This is a genomic window from Bradyrhizobium sp. JYMT SZCCT0428 (genome assembly GCF_018131075.1).
Classification (GTDB): domain Bacteria; phylum Pseudomonadota; class Alphaproteobacteria; order Rhizobiales; family Xanthobacteraceae; genus Bradyrhizobium.
The window spans coordinates 37,342-53,597 of record NZ_JAFCLS010000022.1; the positions used below are offsets into that span (position 1 = coordinate 37,342).

At 63.4% G+C, this 16,256-nt stretch carries 14 protein-coding genes; 9 read left to right on the top strand and 5 right to left on the bottom strand.

All coding sequences use genetic code 11. From position 1 onward, the window contains the following. Window positions 1–70: 70 nt before the first annotated feature. Window positions 71–199: a hypothetical protein gene (locus JQ575_RS45765; RefSeq protein WP_283813476.1), complete on the top strand. Its 129-nt coding sequence runs from the start codon at window positions 71–73 to the stop codon at window positions 197–199. Between the two features lies 1 nt (window position 200). On the opposite strand, the gene JQ575_RS22655 is transcribed toward JQ575_RS45765, so the two are convergent. Further along, window positions 201–614 (bottom strand): hypothetical protein, encoded by a 414-nt coding sequence (locus JQ575_RS22655; protein ID WP_212035375.1) that lies wholly within the window; start codon window positions 612–614, stop codon window positions 201–203. A 144-nt stretch (window positions 615–758) separates the two neighbouring features. Then, complete coding sequence (locus JQ575_RS22660) at window positions 759–4,250, bottom strand: indolepyruvate ferredoxin oxidoreductase family protein (protein WP_212035376.1); 3,492 nt, start codon at window positions 4,248–4,250, stop codon at window positions 759–761. Window positions 4,251–4,475: 225 nt separating this feature from the next. Between JQ575_RS22660 and JQ575_RS22665 the strand changes: the two genes are divergently transcribed. The 4 genes from JQ575_RS22665 (at window position 4,476) to JQ575_RS22680 (ending at window position 7,244) form a co-directional block, all read left to right on the top strand. Next, on the top strand, window positions 4,476–5,420 hold the full coding sequence (locus JQ575_RS22665; RefSeq protein WP_212035377.1) for a hypothetical protein: 945 nt from the start codon (window positions 4,476–4,478) through the stop codon (window positions 5,418–5,420). Window positions 5,421–5,482: 62 nt separating this feature from the next. Beyond that, window positions 5,483–6,037, top strand: coding sequence for a carboxymuconolactone decarboxylase family protein (locus JQ575_RS22670; protein ID WP_212035378.1), 555 nt, complete (start codon window positions 5,483–5,485; stop codon window positions 6,035–6,037). Window position 6,038: 1 nt separating this feature from the next. Continuing rightward, complete coding sequence (locus JQ575_RS22675) at window positions 6,039–6,839, top strand: SDR family NAD(P)-dependent oxidoreductase (protein WP_212035379.1); 801 nt, start codon at window positions 6,039–6,041, stop codon at window positions 6,837–6,839. Window positions 6,840–7,019: 180 nt separating this feature from the next. After that, entirely contained in the window at window positions 7,020–7,244 is a 225-nt protein-coding gene (locus JQ575_RS22680) for a hypothetical protein (protein WP_212035380.1), read from the top strand. 13 nt (window positions 7,245–7,257) lie between these two features. Here JQ575_RS22680 and JQ575_RS22685 read toward each other — a convergent pair whose 3' ends face one another. The 3 genes from JQ575_RS22685 to JQ575_RS22695 are packed head-to-tail and all read right to left on the bottom strand — an operon-like array spanning window position 7,258 to window position 10,191. Next, the gene (locus JQ575_RS22685) at window positions 7,258–7,641 is read right to left on the bottom strand and encodes a cupin domain-containing protein (RefSeq protein ID WP_212035381.1); all 384 of its coding nucleotides are present in this window, start codon (window positions 7,639–7,641) and stop codon (window positions 7,258–7,260) included. A gap of 26 nt (window positions 7,642–7,667) precedes the next feature. Then, the gene (locus JQ575_RS22690; protein WP_212035382.1) at window positions 7,668–8,372 is read right to left on the bottom strand and encodes an SDR family oxidoreductase; all 705 of its coding nucleotides are present in this window, start codon (window positions 8,370–8,372) and stop codon (window positions 7,668–7,670) included. Window positions 8,373–8,391: 19 nt separating this feature from the next. After that, window positions 8,392–10,191: a thiamine pyrophosphate-binding protein gene (locus tag JQ575_RS22695; protein WP_212035383.1), complete on the bottom strand. Its 1,800-nt coding sequence runs from the start codon at window positions 10,189–10,191 to the stop codon at window positions 8,392–8,394. A 203-nt stretch (window positions 10,192–10,394) separates the two neighbouring features. On the opposite strand from JQ575_RS22695, the gene JQ575_RS22700 reads away from it, so the two are divergent. From JQ575_RS22700 to JQ575_RS22715, 4 genes are all read left to right on the top strand, one after another. Further along, on the top strand, window positions 10,395–11,288 hold the full coding sequence (locus JQ575_RS22700) for an IclR family transcriptional regulator (protein WP_212035384.1): 894 nt from the start codon (window positions 10,395–10,397) through the stop codon (window positions 11,286–11,288). A gap of 165 nt (window positions 11,289–11,453) precedes the next feature. Next, window positions 11,454–12,698, top strand: coding sequence for an ABC transporter substrate-binding protein (locus JQ575_RS22705; RefSeq protein WP_212035385.1), 1,245 nt, complete (start codon window positions 11,454–11,456; stop codon window positions 12,696–12,698). Window positions 12,699–12,782: 84 nt separating this feature from the next. Beyond that, complete coding sequence (locus tag JQ575_RS22710) at window positions 12,783–13,658, top strand: branched-chain amino acid ABC transporter permease (protein ID WP_212035386.1); 876 nt, start codon at window positions 12,783–12,785, stop codon at window positions 13,656–13,658. Beyond that, a complete protein-coding gene (locus tag JQ575_RS22715) occupies window positions 13,655–16,192 on the top strand; it encodes a branched-chain amino acid ABC transporter ATP-binding protein/permease (RefSeq protein ID WP_212035387.1) in 2,538 nt (845 codons plus the stop codon). The genes JQ575_RS22710 and JQ575_RS22715 overlap by 4 nt, the downstream gene beginning before the upstream one ends. The last annotated feature ends 64 nt before the right edge of the window (window positions 16,193–16,256 follow it).

A 16,256-nucleotide genomic window follows, 5' to 3' on the forward strand; every position in this document is an offset into this window, starting at 1 on the left:
GTGGGATAGATCGCTATGAATAGACTGCCCGCAAGGTGCGGGGCAAATCAAGATCAGGTCAGGGAGAGCGATGGGCAACGCGTTGCAACGATGGCTGGATTCCCATCAATTGCCGGCTATCGCCGCCGCCGTACTCGGCGTGATCACGACGCTCTCCGTGCTGATCGTGGCTGTCTTCTTTCTGATCGGAAAACCTTGAGCTATCGCTGCCAGCTGCAGATGCCGCCGGACTTGCACGGCCAGGTTTGAATCCTGACATCGCGCGCCTGCGCATCGAGCGGATTGTGGCGCGGCTTCGCCAGTTTCGCACGCGCTGCGGCGCGCGGCGCCTCGGCGCTGGACTTCTCGGCTTGAGATTTGGCGACATGCGCCTTGCGTGGCGGCAGCTTGGGCCAGATGGTCGACTCCAGATCCGCCTCTGACTCCTCCGACCTTGCCTCGATCCGAACCGGCGCGAATTTCGCCTCCGGCCCGATCCGCTTGGGCGACAAAACGGCGCTCGGAAGCTCAAGGCCGAGCAACTCACCCGGACGATATTCGGCCGCCGTCGCGGAGCCGGCCAACGCCAAAAACCCCGTGCAAACCGCTGCAGCTAAAGCACTTTTCAGGACCATTAAGGACCTCCTGAAATGATTAAAAATAACGATAACTGAGATCATGTAGGAAGCCGGCAGGGCCTTTTCCAGCCGAAATTTTCGGCAAGGTTACCCGCTAACTACGCCGGCCGCGAAAAATCCGCGGCCGGTGGCCCGGAACTCCTATTCCGCGGCTTGCGCCACCGGCTGCCCGATCGTGCCCTGCAGCCGCATGCACTCCTGGCGGTAGCGCTCGACATTGGCCTCCTTGATGTGGCCGTAGCCGCGCACGAGGTCGGCCGTTTTTGCCAGCGCCACCAGCCGCGGCCAGTCCTGCGGTTTGGCTGTGTCGAGGTGGCGGAGGATCATGTCGGAATATTCGCCCGGCAGTGCCCGCTCCATCCGGCGCTCGGAGGTATAGCCGAACGGATCGAACGCGCTGCCGCGCAGGAATTTGAAGCGCGTCAGGACATCGAACGCCTTGAGGATCCAGCCGCCGAATTCGCGCTTGCGCAAATGCCCGGTCACCTTGTCGCGGCGCGCCAGCAAGGGCGGCGCCAGGCTGACCTTGACGCTCGCGTCGCCGTCGAACTGCTCCTTCAACGCTCTGGCAAATTCGCCGTCGGAATAAAGCCGGGCCACTTCATACTCGTCCTTGTAGGCCATCAGCTTGAACAGGCCCTTGGCAAAGGCTTCGGTGAGGTCGTGCGCCGCGGGCGAAGCCTTGAATGCAAGCAAAGCCTTGGCTTCGGCGGCACGCACCCGCGCGACCTCGGCGAGGTAGCGCTTCGAATAGGCCTCGTCCTGGTAGTCGGTCAGGAAGCCAGCCCGGTGAGCGATGGTTTCGTCCAGCGTCCGCTTGACCGGTGCTGCGCCCTGCGCCTTGAAGCGCGCGGCGCTGACCACGCGTGGCAGGTCGTGCGCAGCAAGCCGGCCCCACGAGAACGCCAGCTTGTTCATCTCGATCGCCGCGCCGTTGAGCTCGATCGCCTTCATGATCGCCTCCAGCGACAGCGGAATCGCGCCGCGCTGAAACGCAAAGCCGAGCATGAAGGAATTGGTCGCGATGCTGTCGCCCATCAGCGATGAGGCAAGACCGGTGGCATCGAGGATGTCGAGATCGGTTGCGCTCACCGCCTCATTGAGCGAGTCGCGCATCGCACCGGCCTGGAAATCGATATCGGGATCAATGACAAAACTTGCGGTCGGCAGCAGATCGGCGTTGACGATCGCGCGCGTCAGGCCGCGCTCGGCCCGGCTCAGCGCCGGGATGCTGGTGGCGACGACGATGTCGCAGCCGAGAATGAGGTTGGCGGTGCCGGGCCCGATCCGGACATTGGCGAGATCGTCAGCAGACGGCGCGATGCGGACGTGGCTCATGACCGCCCCGTTCTTCTGCGACAATCCCGTAAAGTCGAGCGTCGAGCAGGCCCTGCCCTCGACATGCGCGGCCATGCCGAGCAACGCGCCGATCGTAATGACGCCGGTGCCGCCGATGCCGGTGACGAGGATGTTGAACGCGCCATCCAACGCCGGCAGCGTCGGCTGCGGCAGATCGGCGAACAACGCCGACGGATCAGCCGCGGCACGATCGGCCTTCCGCAACTTGCCGCCATGCACGGTAACAAAGCTTGGGCAAAAGCCTTCGATGCAGGAGAAATCCTTGTTGCAGTTCGACTGGTCGATCCGGCGCTTGCGGCCGAGTTCGGTTTCCAGCGGCTGCACCGAGACGCAATTGGAGGCAACCGAGCAATCGCCGCAGCCTTCGCAGACGCGCTCGTTGATGAAGACACGCTTCGGCGGATCCGGATAGAGCCCGCGCTTGCGGCGGCGGCGCTTTTCGGCGGCGCAGGTCTGGTCGTAGATCAGAACCGAGAGGCCTTTGACGTCGCGCAGCTCCTTCTGCACGGCGTCGAGTTCGCGGCGGTGATGAACGGTGGCGCCTGCGGGGAAATATTTGCTGGGGTATTTCTCGGGTTCGTCCGAGACGATCGCAAGCCGCTTGGCGCCCTCGGCGGAAACCTGATGCGCGATCTGCGACACGGTCAGGCCGCCCTCGGCGGGCTGGCCGCCAGTCATCGCGACAGCGTCGTTGTAGAGGATCTTGTAGGTGATGTTGACGCCGGCGGCGGAAGCCGCGCGCAGCGCCAGCAAGCCCGAATGCGTGTAGGTGCCGTCGCCGAGATTCTGGAACACGTGCTGTTCGCTGGTGAACGGCGCCTGCCCGATCCAGGTGACGCCTTCGGCGCCCATATGCGAGATCGTAGCTGTCCGGCGGTTCGGCACCGAGAGCGCCATGCCGTGACAGCCGATGCCGGCCATCGCGCGGCTGCCCTCAGGCACTTTGGTGGAGGTGTTGTGCGGGCAGCCCGAGCAGAAATACGGCGTCCGCTGCAGCTTTGCAGCACCGATGCCCTCCGCGGGCCGGTCGAACGCTTCGAGTTTTGCCAAGCGCTGTTCCAGCGCGGGGCTGCGATGGCCTAGCCGGCGGAGCCGCGCCACCACGGCGGCGGCGACCATGGTCGGCGTGAGTTCGCCTTCGCTTGGCAGCAGCATTGCGCCGCTCTCGTCGCGCTTGCCGACCACCGAGGGGCGCCTCATAGCATCGACGTTATAGAGGATGCGCAGCAGCTGATCCTCGATGAAGCCGCGCTTCTCCTCGACCACAAGCACGTCCTGCAGGCCTTCGGCGAAGGCGCGCGCGCCGTGCTCCTCCAGCGGCCAGGTCAGCGCGACCTTGTAGATGCGCAGTCCCAGTGCCTGCGCTTCGGCGTCGGTGATACCAAGATCGGCCAGCGCCTGGCGCAGGTCGAGATAGGCCTTGCCGGTCGCCATGATGCCGAGCCGTGCCGGCTTGGAATCCAGCACGATGCGGTCGAAGCGATTGACCCGCGTGAAGGCGGCGACCGCCTGCATCTTCGGGCCGTGAAGCCTGCGCTCCTGTTCCAGCGGCGCGTCCGGCCAGCGGATGCCAAGCCCGCCCGGCGGCATTTCGAAATCGTCTGGCATAATGATCTTGATGCGATCGGGATCGCTGACGATCGAGGCCGAGCTTTCGACCGTCTCGGAGATCGCCTTGAAGCCGACCCAGCAGCTCGAGTAGCGCGAAAGCGCAAAGCCGAGAATCCCGAGGTCGAGATAGTCCTGCAGCGTCGCAGGATTGACCACCGGCATCAGCGCTGCGGCAAACACCTGTTCGCTCTGATGGGCCAGCGTCGAGGACTGGCAACCATGATCGTCACCGGCCAGCGCGATCACGCCGCCATTGGGCGAAGTGCCGGCCGAGTTGGCATGCTTGAGCGCGTCCATCGAGCGATCGACACCGGGACCCTTGCCGTACCAGATGCCGAACACGCCATCGACCTTGGCGCCCGGGAACATTCCGACCTGCTGGCTGCCCCACACCGCCGTCGCCGCCAGATCCTCGTTGAGGCCGGGCGCGAACTCGATGTTGTGTTCCCTAAGGAAGGATTTCGCACGCCACAGCGCGTGATCGTACATGCCGAGCGGGGAACCGCGATAACCCGAGATGAAACCTGCGGTGTTGAGCCCCTGTGCGCGGTCGCGTTCGCGCTGCAACATCGGCAACCGGACCAGCGCCTGCGTACCGGAAAGAAAGATGCGTTTCGCATCCAGCCGGTACTTGTCGTCCAGCCCAACGTCCATCAACGCCATTTTTCGCTCCCCATCGCGTCTATCGCTCTGCCGGCTATTTTGAACCGGTCTAATTCGGGTCAGAATGCACCGGTTTTGCTATGCGTGCCCAGCCTGAATGCATGGCGGCAAGACATATCTCGGCTGCGATTGGATTTCGCCCGCACCCTTGCCGAACCCTCGCTTCTTTGAAACGCTGGACGGCAAACGGGAGAGCCCAAGGAAGACTTCAAGGAAAACCTAGAGATGACAGAAGCGGCATTCACGACCGAAATTTTGGAGAGCGGCGACGTGCTCGTCGGGCCGTGGCGGCGCCCGGCGCAGATGCTGCATGCCCAAGTCTACGACTCCCACGCTTCGATCCACGACGATGCGACAGCGCAAAAGCTGGGCTTTCAGGGTGGCACGATCGAAGGCCCGACCCATTTCAGCCAGTTCGCGCCCTTGTGCGAACGGATCTGGGGCCGAGCCTGGTTCGAGACGGGATGCCTCTCGGCGCATTATCGCAATCCCGCTTTCGAAGGCGAGGAAGTCCAGGCCAATATCGAGAAGCCAAAGCCGGGCCAGACCGTTTGCACCATCGGCATGACCAAACGCGACGGCACTGAGATTTTGCGCGGCACCGCCTCGGTCGGCGGCGATGGGACGGAAACAGCGCTGCACCGGCGGCTCGGCGAACTCAAGCCGCTCGCCGATCCCGTGATTCTCGCCGACCTCAAGGTCGGCATGAAGACCGGCCGGCAAACGGTGAAAATGGATTTCGACCAGAACATGGGCGATCTCTATCCATTTTCGCTGGCCGAGAAGCTGAAGGTCATCACCGAACCTTCGGCGTATTATTCACAAGAGCTCAATCCCTGGGGCCGGGCCATTATCCCCATGGAGATGCTGAGCGTGCTGTTTCAATATCGCGCGCGCGAGGATCGATTGCCGGTGCGAGGCCCCGCGGTCGGACTGTTCGCGGATCAGGAAATCCGCCTGCTGCGCGGGCCGCTATTCGCCGGCGAGAACTACATCACCGAACGCGAGGTCGTGGCGCTGAGCGGCAGCCGCCGGACCGAGAGCATGTGGGTGCGCACCACGGTGTTCGCCACCGACGACAAGCCCGTCGCCACCATGCTGCTCAATCTCGCGAGCATCAAGGATTCCTACGCCAATTACGCGAGCGAGCATAAAGCCCTCTATGGCTGAGCGACCTGACGCGGTCGCGTCCGGCGCGGCCGGACGAACTTGCCAATAAGGAAAACAATAAAATGGCCCGCCTGCCCTATCTCGAAGCCGACCAGGTCGCCCCCGAATATCGCGACATGCTCAAGCGCAACACCAATTTGCACAAGCTCTTGGTCAATTCGCCCGACATGGCGCGCGCCTTCTCTGGCCTCGGCGGGTACATCCGCCACAAGAGCACGCTCGATCCGCGGTTGCGTGAGCTTGCGATCCTGCAGGTCGGCTGGATGGAGAAGTCGGAATACGAATTCACCCATCATGTGAAGATCGGCAAGGAGTTCGGCGTCACCGACGACGACATCAAGGCGATGATGGCCGAGACCGAGGGCAAATCCTCGAACCTCGAACCGCTCGCGAAAGCAATCCTGCGCGGCGCCCGCGAGATGGTGCGCGAGCTGGCGATGTCGGATGCAACCTTCGCCGAGATCAAGCAAGACCTCTCCGACGAGCACATGACCGACCTCGTGGTCACCATCGCGTTCTACTGCGCCGTGGTCCGCGTGCTGGCGACGATGAAGATGGACAACGAGCCCTACTACAAAGAGGTACTGCAACAGTACCCGATCCCGGGAGTGGAATGAAATGCGCCTGAAAGATCGTGTCGCCATCGTCGTCGGCGCCGGCCAGAGCCCCGGCGAGGGCATCGGCAACGGCCGCGCCACCGCGCTCACCTTCGCGCGCGAGGGCGCCAGGGTGCTGTGCGTCGATCATCATCTCGAATCGGCGCAGGAGACCGTCGATCTGATCGCGGCCAAACAGGGTACGGCGATCGCCTTCAAGGCCGACGTCACCAAAAATGCCGACATCAAGGCGATGGTGGCGGATGCGCATGGACGGTGGGGCCGTGTCGATATCCTGCACAACAATGTCGGCGTCAGCCTGTCCGGCGGCGACGCCGAACTGCTCGATATCACCGAGGAGGCGTTCGACCGTTGCGTCGCGATCAATCTGAAGAGCTGCATCCTCGCCGCCAAGCATGTGATCCCGATCATGCGCCAGCAACAGAGCGGCAGCATCATCAACATCTCCTCGATGGCGGCGATCACGACCTATCCATATGTCGCCTACAAGGCGACCAAATCGGCGATGATCGCCTTCACCGAACAGCTCGCCTACCAGAACGCGCAATATGGCATCCGCGCCAACGTGATCTTGCCCGGCCTGATGAATACGCCGATGGCGGTCGATACCCGCGCGCGCGAATTCAAGAAGACCCGCGCCGAGGTCGAGGCCGAGCGCGACAGCAAGGTTCCGCTGCGTCAGAAGATGGGAACCGGCTGGGATGTCGCCAATGCCGCGCTGTTTCTCGCCTCCGACGAAGCGAGTTTCATCACCGGCGTGACGTTGCCGGTGGATGGCGGCGCCAGCGTGCGCCGCGGTTAAGGATTAAGGCGCATTGACGCAATGCAGCATGTCACGATTCGCGACAGTTGAAAGTTTCCAATGACACGATGATGTGACGGCGCAACACCGCACGTCCAAATCCTGACTCGTTGTGGTCGCATGAATTTCATGAGCGGCGGCTATCACGCGCCTTGAGAACGTGAGGAGTCTTTGGACGCCATGAACGATGAAATCGACTACGATCTGACGCCCGATCAGTGGGAAGTGTTGAAGAACTTGCGCAACTCCACATCCCGGCCACAGCGGATGCATCGATTCACAATTCAAGGCCTGATTGCGCTTGGCCTCGTTACGATCAACGACGATGTGCCGGTCCTCACGTCAAACGGACGCAAGGTGCTGATTAGAGGCTCATCGTGCCTGCTGCTTGATCTTGCGGCGTAATGTCGCCGTCGTGTCAGACCGGCTTCTCGTCATCCGTCACCGGTGAAGTAATGACGAGGAACACCAGATCGACCAGGCCGGAATTCGAGATGGCGTGTTCGACGCCCGGCGGCAGGAAAATAAAATCGTGCTTGCGCACGACGTGGTTCTTGCCGGCGATTTCCATCAGCCCCTCACCCTCGAGCACGTGATAGATCTGCTCCTGGATCTTGTGCTTGTGGCGCGCGACATGGGCCATCGGTTGGTACATCGAAATCCGGTAGTCGATGTGACGCGAGCCCGCCGTCTCCGGCATGACCAGCGGTTTCGACAGCGCGCCGCCAAAATGATTGGGGAATTCGCGCCAGGGCACTTCGGCGATGTTGCGGATGAAAGCGCCGTGATCCTCTGAAGCCATTTGGTGCTCCTCAGTTACCGCGACGATCAGATCACCAGCGCGCCGCCGTCGATATAGACGATCGACCCCGTCGCAAAACCGTTCGCCATGAACGACAATATCTGCCGCGCGACATCGTCGCCGATCCCGACCCGGCCGACCGGCAATGCCGCCGCGGTCTTGGCGAGCATATCACGGCGCGCCTCCTCGGGCATCGCGGCGCGAATCGGCGTATCGATCACGCCGGGCGAGACGGCATTGACGCGCACCGGCGCCAGTTCGAGCGCCAGCGCTTTTGCCAGCGATTCGAGCGCGCCATTGGCGGCGCTGACGATCGCCGAATTCGGCCGCGGGCGAACGCTGAGAAAGCCTGAGACCAGCGTCAGCGATCCGCCGGGGCGGATCTCCGCCGATCGCGCCACGCGCCATGCGCCCCAGAACTTGCTTTCCATCGTGGACCGCACGTCCTCCATCGCGACCGTCCTGAACGGACCGGTGCGAAGCTGGGCTGCCGTGACCACGACATGATCGACCGGACCGCAGGCGCGAAACAGCTTTGCGATGCTTTCGTCGCTGGTGACATCGGCCGGGATCGCGATCGCGTTCAGCGTTTCCGCCACCTTGTCGAGGCGCTCGACATTCCGGGATGAAACAATGACATCGGCGCCTTCGCGCTTGGCCATTTCCGCGGTCGAAAGACCGATGCCGGAGGAACCACCGACGACGACGATTTTCTTGCCTGCAAGCAACATGCGCTCTCCTCGGTTCAAATCAGACGGGCTGATAGCGGGTGCCGATGCCCGCCTTGCTTTGGCCAAGGCCGGGCAATTCCCAGACGCCGGCGCCCGTGGGATTGATATCGGCGGCGATATCGACGTCGATCAGATAGGGCTTGTTGGCGGCGATGCCCTTGCGGATGGCCTCGCCGATATCGCCGGCGCGATCGACCCGCACGCCCTCGACGCCGCAGGAGCGCGCCATCGCGGCGAAATCCGGATTGTAGCGCTGGCCTGTCACGGGATCGTGGAAGTCGGTCGCCAGTTCGCGGCCACCGAGATAACCGCGCTGCAGCCCGCGGATCGAGGCATAGGCGTAATTGTTCCAGACCACCCAGACCACGGGCAGATTGTATTCGACCGCCGTTCCCAGCACGTTGGCGTGCATGAAGAAGGCGCCGTCGCCGCACACGGATACGCAGGGCCGGTCGGGCGCCGCGAATTTCGCGCCCATCACGCCGGCGACACCAAACCCCATCGGGCCGAATCCCATCGAACCGATCAGCGAGTCCGGCCGCTTCGGCTTGCAAAAGCTCAACAGCCAATTGTGGTGCACGCCGATGTCGCTAACCAGGATCGCATTCTCCGGCAGCGCCTTGTCGATCTCGAGCGCAGCGCGCTGCGGGTTGATCGGCATGGTGTCGTCGGAAAATCCGGGTGCGACGAACTTGTCCCATTCCTTGCGATAGGTATCGATCTGCGCCAGCCATTTTTTGCGGCTGTCGGCCTTCTTGGTCAGATCGGCGCGGCGATCGAGTTCGGCATGGACCTGCCGCAGGAACGTCCGCACGTCGGCCATCAGCCCGAGCGCGACCGGATAGTTGCGGCCGATCTCCTCGGGGTCGATGTCGACATGGATCAGCCGCGTCGGCGGAATGGTGAAGGAGTAACCGGGAATCCACGAGCTCGAGGTGCGATCGTCGAACCGCATTCCCATCGCCAGCAGCACGTCAGCCTGACGCGTCGCGTGGTTGGCCTGGTAATGACCGGCGCGTGCGACCAGCCCCAGCGCCAGCGGATGGTTGCAATCGATCGCGCCAAGGCCGCTGGCCGATGCCGCCACCGGAATCTGAAGCCGCTCGGCGAGCTTGAGCAATTCCTCGGCAGCGCCGCCATAGCGGACGCCCTGCCCCACGATCATCACCGGCCGCTCGGCGCCGAGCAGCATATCGACCGCCTTCACCACGCCCTCAGGATCGGCGCCGCAGCGGCTGGAGATGTTGGCGTTCCAGGCCTGCGCGTTTGGCGCCTCCTCGGCGGCCGACTCCATGAACACGTCAAAGGGAACATCCAGCACAACAGGACCCGGACGTCCCGACATCATCGTCTTCCAGGCTTGCCGAACCGCGAGCGGCACCATTTCGCCCCGCGTCGGCTGGAACACCTTCTTGCAATAAGAACGCACCGTGGAGGGAAAGTCGGCCTGATAGTGGCGGTACAATTCCTGGAACGCCCCGCGATTGAACTGGCTGGTCGGCACATTGCCGGTCACCGCCATGAACGGCACCGAATCCAGGAACGCGTTGCCGAGCGAGATCGGCAGATTGGCCGAGCCCGGCCCGCAGGAGGTGAAGGTCGCGGTCGGCCGCCCTGACACGCGGTAATAAACGTCCGCCATGAAGCCGGCGACGCTCTCGTGGTGGACCGAGATGGTCTTGATGTCGTCGGAACGCTCGTACAGCGCATCGATGAACTGGATATTGCCGTGGCCGCACAGGCCGAACACCTGCGGCACTTTCTCCTGAATCAAATAGTCGACGATGATTTGGGCCCCGTTGAGCATATTGCGCGCCATCGGATCACTCTCTCCCTGCTCAACAAACCTGGACGCCGCGTCTTGATTAGCGCGGCCGACAGGGGCGGACCCTATTTCTCATAATACTGTACGTCAATTGCTATTGTGGTATAGAGATGGACGGGCCCGCAGCGGAGCATCATGCTATTCATTGACGAGGGCAGCCTGATAGAATTCGGCCCTGCCTTCCTGGAGACCCATCCGTGAAATCGCGAACCAAGCCGAAGACAAGCGACAAGCCCGCCACGCCACGCAAGACGGCGGTCGCCCGGCTGGTGCAATCGAACGCGCCCAACATCGACGACGACGCCGAGGAGCGTCAGCGCGGCGGCGTGCAGTCGCTCGGGCGCGCGTTTTCGATCCTGGAGGAAGTCGCGCGCCACCGCGAGGGCATCAGCCTCGCCGAACTCAGCAAGCTTGTCGGCCTGCATAATTCCACCACGTTCCATCTTGCCAAGACGCTGGTCACGCTGGGTTACATGCGGCAGGAGCGGGATTCCAAGCGCTACCGCGTTGGCCGGCCGTTGTTCGCGCTCGCCGCCAGCGCGCTCGATGAAATCGAGATGGTCAATCTCGCAACGCCGGTGCTGGAAGATCTCTCGCGGGAAACCGGCGAGAGCGGGCATTTTGCCGTGCGTATGGGCGATTCCGTTGTTGTCATCGCCCGTACCAGCGGCTCCGGCGCGTTCCAGCTCACCGACCGGGTCGGCGTGGTGCGGCCGGCGCACTGCACCGCGCTCGGCAAGATCATCCTGGCCTCGCTGCGCCCCGACCAGCTGAAGCGGTTCCTCGAACGCGTCGAACTTAAGCCTTCGACCGGAAAGTCGATCACCGATCCTGCCGTGCTGCTGCGCGAGATTGCCGAAATCCGGCGCAGCGCAATCGCGATCGACGACGGCGAGTACAACGCGGAAGTGCGCTGCATCGCGGTGCCGGTCTACAATTTTACCGGCGACGTGATTGGGGCGCTCGGCATTTCTGGTCCGATCTGGCGGATGTCCGACCAGGTGCTGAAAAGCCGCGCCAAACTGGTGCAAACCGCCGCCGCCCGGTTGTCCGCCGAGTTCGGCGCCCGCGATACAGCGAAGTCCTCCTAACGCCTCTCCCCAATCGCCTGAAGCGAATCTGCGACGCATTTGGCGTTGACAGGCGCGGCCGTGTCCGGAATTATCCTCCAATAATAAAAGAACGTCTCTCACATCCTCGCATAGCGAGAATCGGAGGCAGGACGTCGTGACGCGCCCCCAGGGAGGAGACCCGCCATGTTCAGCTACAGCCGACGTACTTTGTTGAAGACAGGCGCCGCGTTTGCCGGCGCTTCCGCTCTGGGATTTCCGGCGATCGTCCGCGCCCAGGCAACCCGGATCAAGATCGGACATCTCGTGCCGCTGACCGGTTTTCTCGGCGCCATCGGCAGCTACGCCCAGCTCGGCGTCAAGCTCGCCGCGGAAGAGATCAATCAGTCCGGCGGCATCATGGGCAAGCAGATCGACCTGATTTCGGAAGACTCGGTCAATCCCGCGACCGCCTCGACCAAGGCCCAGCGCATGATCGAGCAGGATGGCGCCGTGGTGCTGCTCGGCGAAATCTCCTCGGCCTCCTCGCTGACCATCATGCAGGTCGCCGAGCGCAACAAGAAGGTGTTCTTCTCGACCGGCGCGCGCTCCGACGCGCTGCGCGGCAAGAACTGCAACCGATACTCCTTCCACTGCGACATTCCGAACACCGTGATGGTCAATGCCGTCGGCACAGCGCTCAATCAAAAGGGCATGGTGAAGGGCAAGAAGTTCTTCACGCTGACCGCGGACTACATTTTCGGCCACGATCTGCTGAAAGCCGCAAAAACCTTCTTCGACGCCAACGGCGCCACGCTGGCCGGCGACGAACTGATCGCGACCGACGTCACCGATTTCAGCCCCTATCTGCTGAAGGTGCGGCAAGCCAAGCCGGACGTTGTCTGCTGCAACCTCGCGGGCAACCAGGTCACCAACCTCGTGAAGCAATATGCCGAGTTCGGCTTCCCCTACCCGCTGGTCGGTTTCAACCTCAACACCGGCGACGCCTGGGCCGCCGGCGAAGGCAATCTCAGCGGCACCTGGCCGACCGTCTGGTATCACACGCTCGACAACCCGGCCTCCAAGGCCTTTGTCGCCGCCTTTACCCAAAAATACGGCAAGCCGCCGGAGAACCACGCCTGGATCGAATACGTCACGCTGAAGCTGCTGGCGCAGGCGATCAACGAGATCAAATCGACCGAGAGCGACGCGCTGATCGCGCATTTCGAAAAGCAGACCGAGTTCGACATCATGAAGGCGCGCAAGGGCTATTTCCGCTCCTGGGACCATCAGCTGGTGCAGGAGGCCTATCCGTTCACGGTGAAGCCGAAGGGCGAGATGAAGGACAAGTGGGACATGCTGGTGCTTGGTGACGCCGTGCCGGTGGCGGCAGAGCCGCTGGAGAAGATCTATCCGACCAAGACGCAGAACCCCTGCGAGATGAAGGCCTGACGCGCCACTTGGCGCGCTAGCCCCGTTTGGTGTGAGTGGCGCCGGCATCGACCAGCCGGCGCCGCTCTTGTTCAAGGTAGGCACATGCAATTCGCGTTCTTGCTGGAACAGGTGGTCAATGGCCTCGTGCTCGGGGGCTATTACCTTTTGATCGCGCTCGGGCTGTCCCTGATCTTCAGCGTCGGCGGCGTCGTCAATCTGGCGCATGGCGCATTCTTCGCGCTGGGGGCGTACGTCTCGGTCGAGATCACCAAATATCTCGGCTTCGGCTCCGCCGTCGTACTGTCGCCGATTGCGGTGGCCATGCTGGGCATCCTGTTCGAGCGCTACATCCTCCGCCGTTTTTACACCGCCGACCCGATCCTGAGCCTGCTGGTGACGTTCGGGCTCGCGATGGTTGCTGAACAGGCGATCCGCATCATCTGGGGCGCGCCGCCTATTTCGGCGGCGATTCCGCCCGCGCTGCGCGGCTCGGTGTTCCTCGGCGACTTCCTGTTTTCCCGTTACCGCCTCCTCATTCTCGCTGTGGTGATCGCCGTGCTGGTCGGGGTTTGGCTGCTGCTGCACAAGACCTCGTTCGGCCGCGTGGTGCGCGCCGGCATCCAGCGGCCCGACATGGTCGCGGCGCTGGGCATCCGGCTGCAGCCATATATGACCGCGATCGTGATGCTCGGCGTCGGCATGGCCGCACTCGCCGGTGCTTTCTTCGCGCCGATCACCATCGTGCAGCCGGCGATGGGCGCCGACATCATCACGGTCGCCTTCGTCGTCGTCGTGATCGGCGGCCTCGGCAGTTTCTGGGGCGTGGTGATCGCAGCCCTGCTGGTCGGCGTGGTGCGCGGCATCACCATCCATTTCGAGCCCGCCGCCGGCGAGGCATCAATGTATGTCCTGATGTTCGTGGTGCTGCTGGTGCGGCCGCGCGGGCTGTTGGGCGAGCGTATCGAGAAATTCGAATGAAGCTGTCGTCCGCCTCGAAATACCGGCCGCTGCTGCTGGCGGGCCTCGCACTGATCGCGCTGCCGTTCGGCATGCAGGCGCTTGGCCTGTCGCACAACACCGGGACCATGGTGGTGGCGCTGGCGATCGCGACCATGGGGCTCAACCTGTGTGTCGGCTACACTGGCCTGGTCTCGTTCGGCCACGGCACCTGGTTCGGCATCGGCGCCTATGCGGCGGGCCTGATCCAGCTCAACTGGTTCCCCGGCTCGATCTGGCTGCCGCTGCTGCTGTCGCTGGTCGTGGTGGCGGTCGCCTCCGCGGCCGTCGGTATCGTCATCCTGCGGCGCCGCGGCGTCTACTTCTCGCTGCTGACGCTGGCGCTGGCGGCGCTGGCCTACACCACCGCCTTCCGCTGGACCAAGGTCACCGGCGGCGAAGACGGCCTCGGTGGCCTGAAGCGCGGCAGCATCGGTGCCTTCGATCTCGACAACGCGCTCAACTATTACATCGTCGTCGCCGTGCTCAGCCTCGGCGTGCTCTATCTGTTGCTGCGGCTGGTGCGTTCGCCGTTCGGCCACGTGCTGGTGGCGATCCGCGAGAACCAGTTGCGCGCCACCTTCCAGGGCTATCCGGTCGAGCGCTACAAGCTCGGCGTCTTCGTGATCTCGGCAGTGGTCACGGGCTTTGCCGGCGGGCTGATCGGATTCCAGAATTACCTCGTCTCGGCCGAGGCGGTCTCGGTGCCGTTCTCCGGCGAACTGCTGGCGATCGTCGTGATCGGCGGCATGCGCAGCATGCTGGGGCCGGCGCTCGGCGCGCTGTTCTTCATCCTGTTCCGCGAATTGTTTTCGATCTGGACCTCGGACTGGCTGCTGTGGTTCGGACTGATCTTTGTGGCCTTCGTGCTGTTCTCGCCGGACGGGCTGGTCGGCATCTGGGCCCGGCTCAGCAAACGCTGGTGGCCGGCGCCGGAGGAATCCGCGGCCATGAGCCGGCGCAAGATCTACGAGGGCCTGCCGCTGCCGGCCTTCCTGATGCCGAAGGGGCTCACCGGCACCGTGCTGGAAGTGAACGGCGTCTCCAGGAGCTTTGGCGGGATCCGCGCCGTCCACAATGCGAGTCTTGCGGTCGGCGCCGGTGAAATCCACGCGCTGATCGGCCCGAACGGCGCCGGCAAGACCACGCTGTTCAATCTGGTCTCGGGTCTGTTTCCGACCGACAAGGGCACCATCAAGCTCAACGGCCGCGAGATTCAGGGCGTGCCGTCCGACCTGATCTGCCATCAGGGGCTGGCGCGCTCGTTCCAGATCACCAACCTGTTCAAGGGCCTGTCGATCTACGAGAATTTGCGGCTGTCGCTGCAGGCGCAGAGCGACATGCGCTTCAATTTCTGGCGCGACATCGACAGCTACGAGAGCATTCATGCCGAGACCGCGGAGCTGATCAAGTTCCTCGGCCTCGAAGGCATCGAGACGATCGAAGGCGGCGAACTCTCTTACGGCGGGCAGCGGTTGGTCGATCTCGGCATCGCGCTCGGCTCCAAGCCGCAGGTGCTGTTGCTCGACGAGCCGCTGGCCGGCCTCGCGGCCGCCGAACGCGAGCGCGTCTCGAACCTCGTCAAGAACGTCGCCGCCAATATCCCCGTGCTGATCGTGGAACACGATATCGACCGCGTGCTCGGCTTCTCGCACTCCGTCACCGTGATGAACCAGGGCGAAGTGCTGATGACCGGCCCGCCCAGTGCGGTGCGTGCCGACCGCCGGGTGCAGGAAATCTATACCGGCACCGGCGTCCCCGAGGTGGAGCACAGCCGCACCGACGAAGCCAGGGAGAGCGCGGCGCAGGTTCTGCGTTTCGAAGGCGTCAACACCTTCTACGGCAAGAGCCATATCCTGCACGACGCCTCGCTCGACGTGCGCGAAGGCGAGATCGTCGCACTGCTCGGCCGCAACGGCGCCGGCAAATCGACGCTGTTGAAGACGCTCGCCGGACTGACGCCGCTGTCGTCCGGCAAAATCGAATACGCCGGCACGGACATCGCCCGCCTGCCGGCGCCCGATATCGCGCGCATGGGCATCGGTTATGTGCCGCAGGGCCGCGGCCTGTTCGCCGGCATGACGGTGCGGGAAAATCTCTCGCTCGGACGCCTGGCCCGCAAGACCGACGGCAGCAACGGCGTGGTGTGGGATGAAGCGCAGATCCTGCAATATTTTCCCCGGCTGGCCGAGCGCATGGACGTCGCGGCCGACTACCTCTCCGGCGGCGAGCAGCAAATGGTCGCGGTCGCGCGCGCGATGTCGGGCAATGTCAAGCTGCTGCTGCTCGACGAGCCCTTTGAGGGACTGGCGCCGACCGTGATCCTCGAATTGTTCAGGGTGTTCGACCAGTTGCGCCGGCACACGTCCATTGTGATCGTCGAGCACAATCTCGATCTGGTGCTGGCGCTGGCCGACCGCGTCTTCGCGCTGGAGCGCGGCGCGGTGTTCCATCAGGGACCGGCCGCGCCGCTGCTGACCGATCTTGAGTACCGGAAGAAGATTCTTTGGCTGTGAGTGTTCGTCATTGCGAGCGAAGCGAAGCAATCCACTCCTACTTTTGCCTTGGCTATGGATTGCT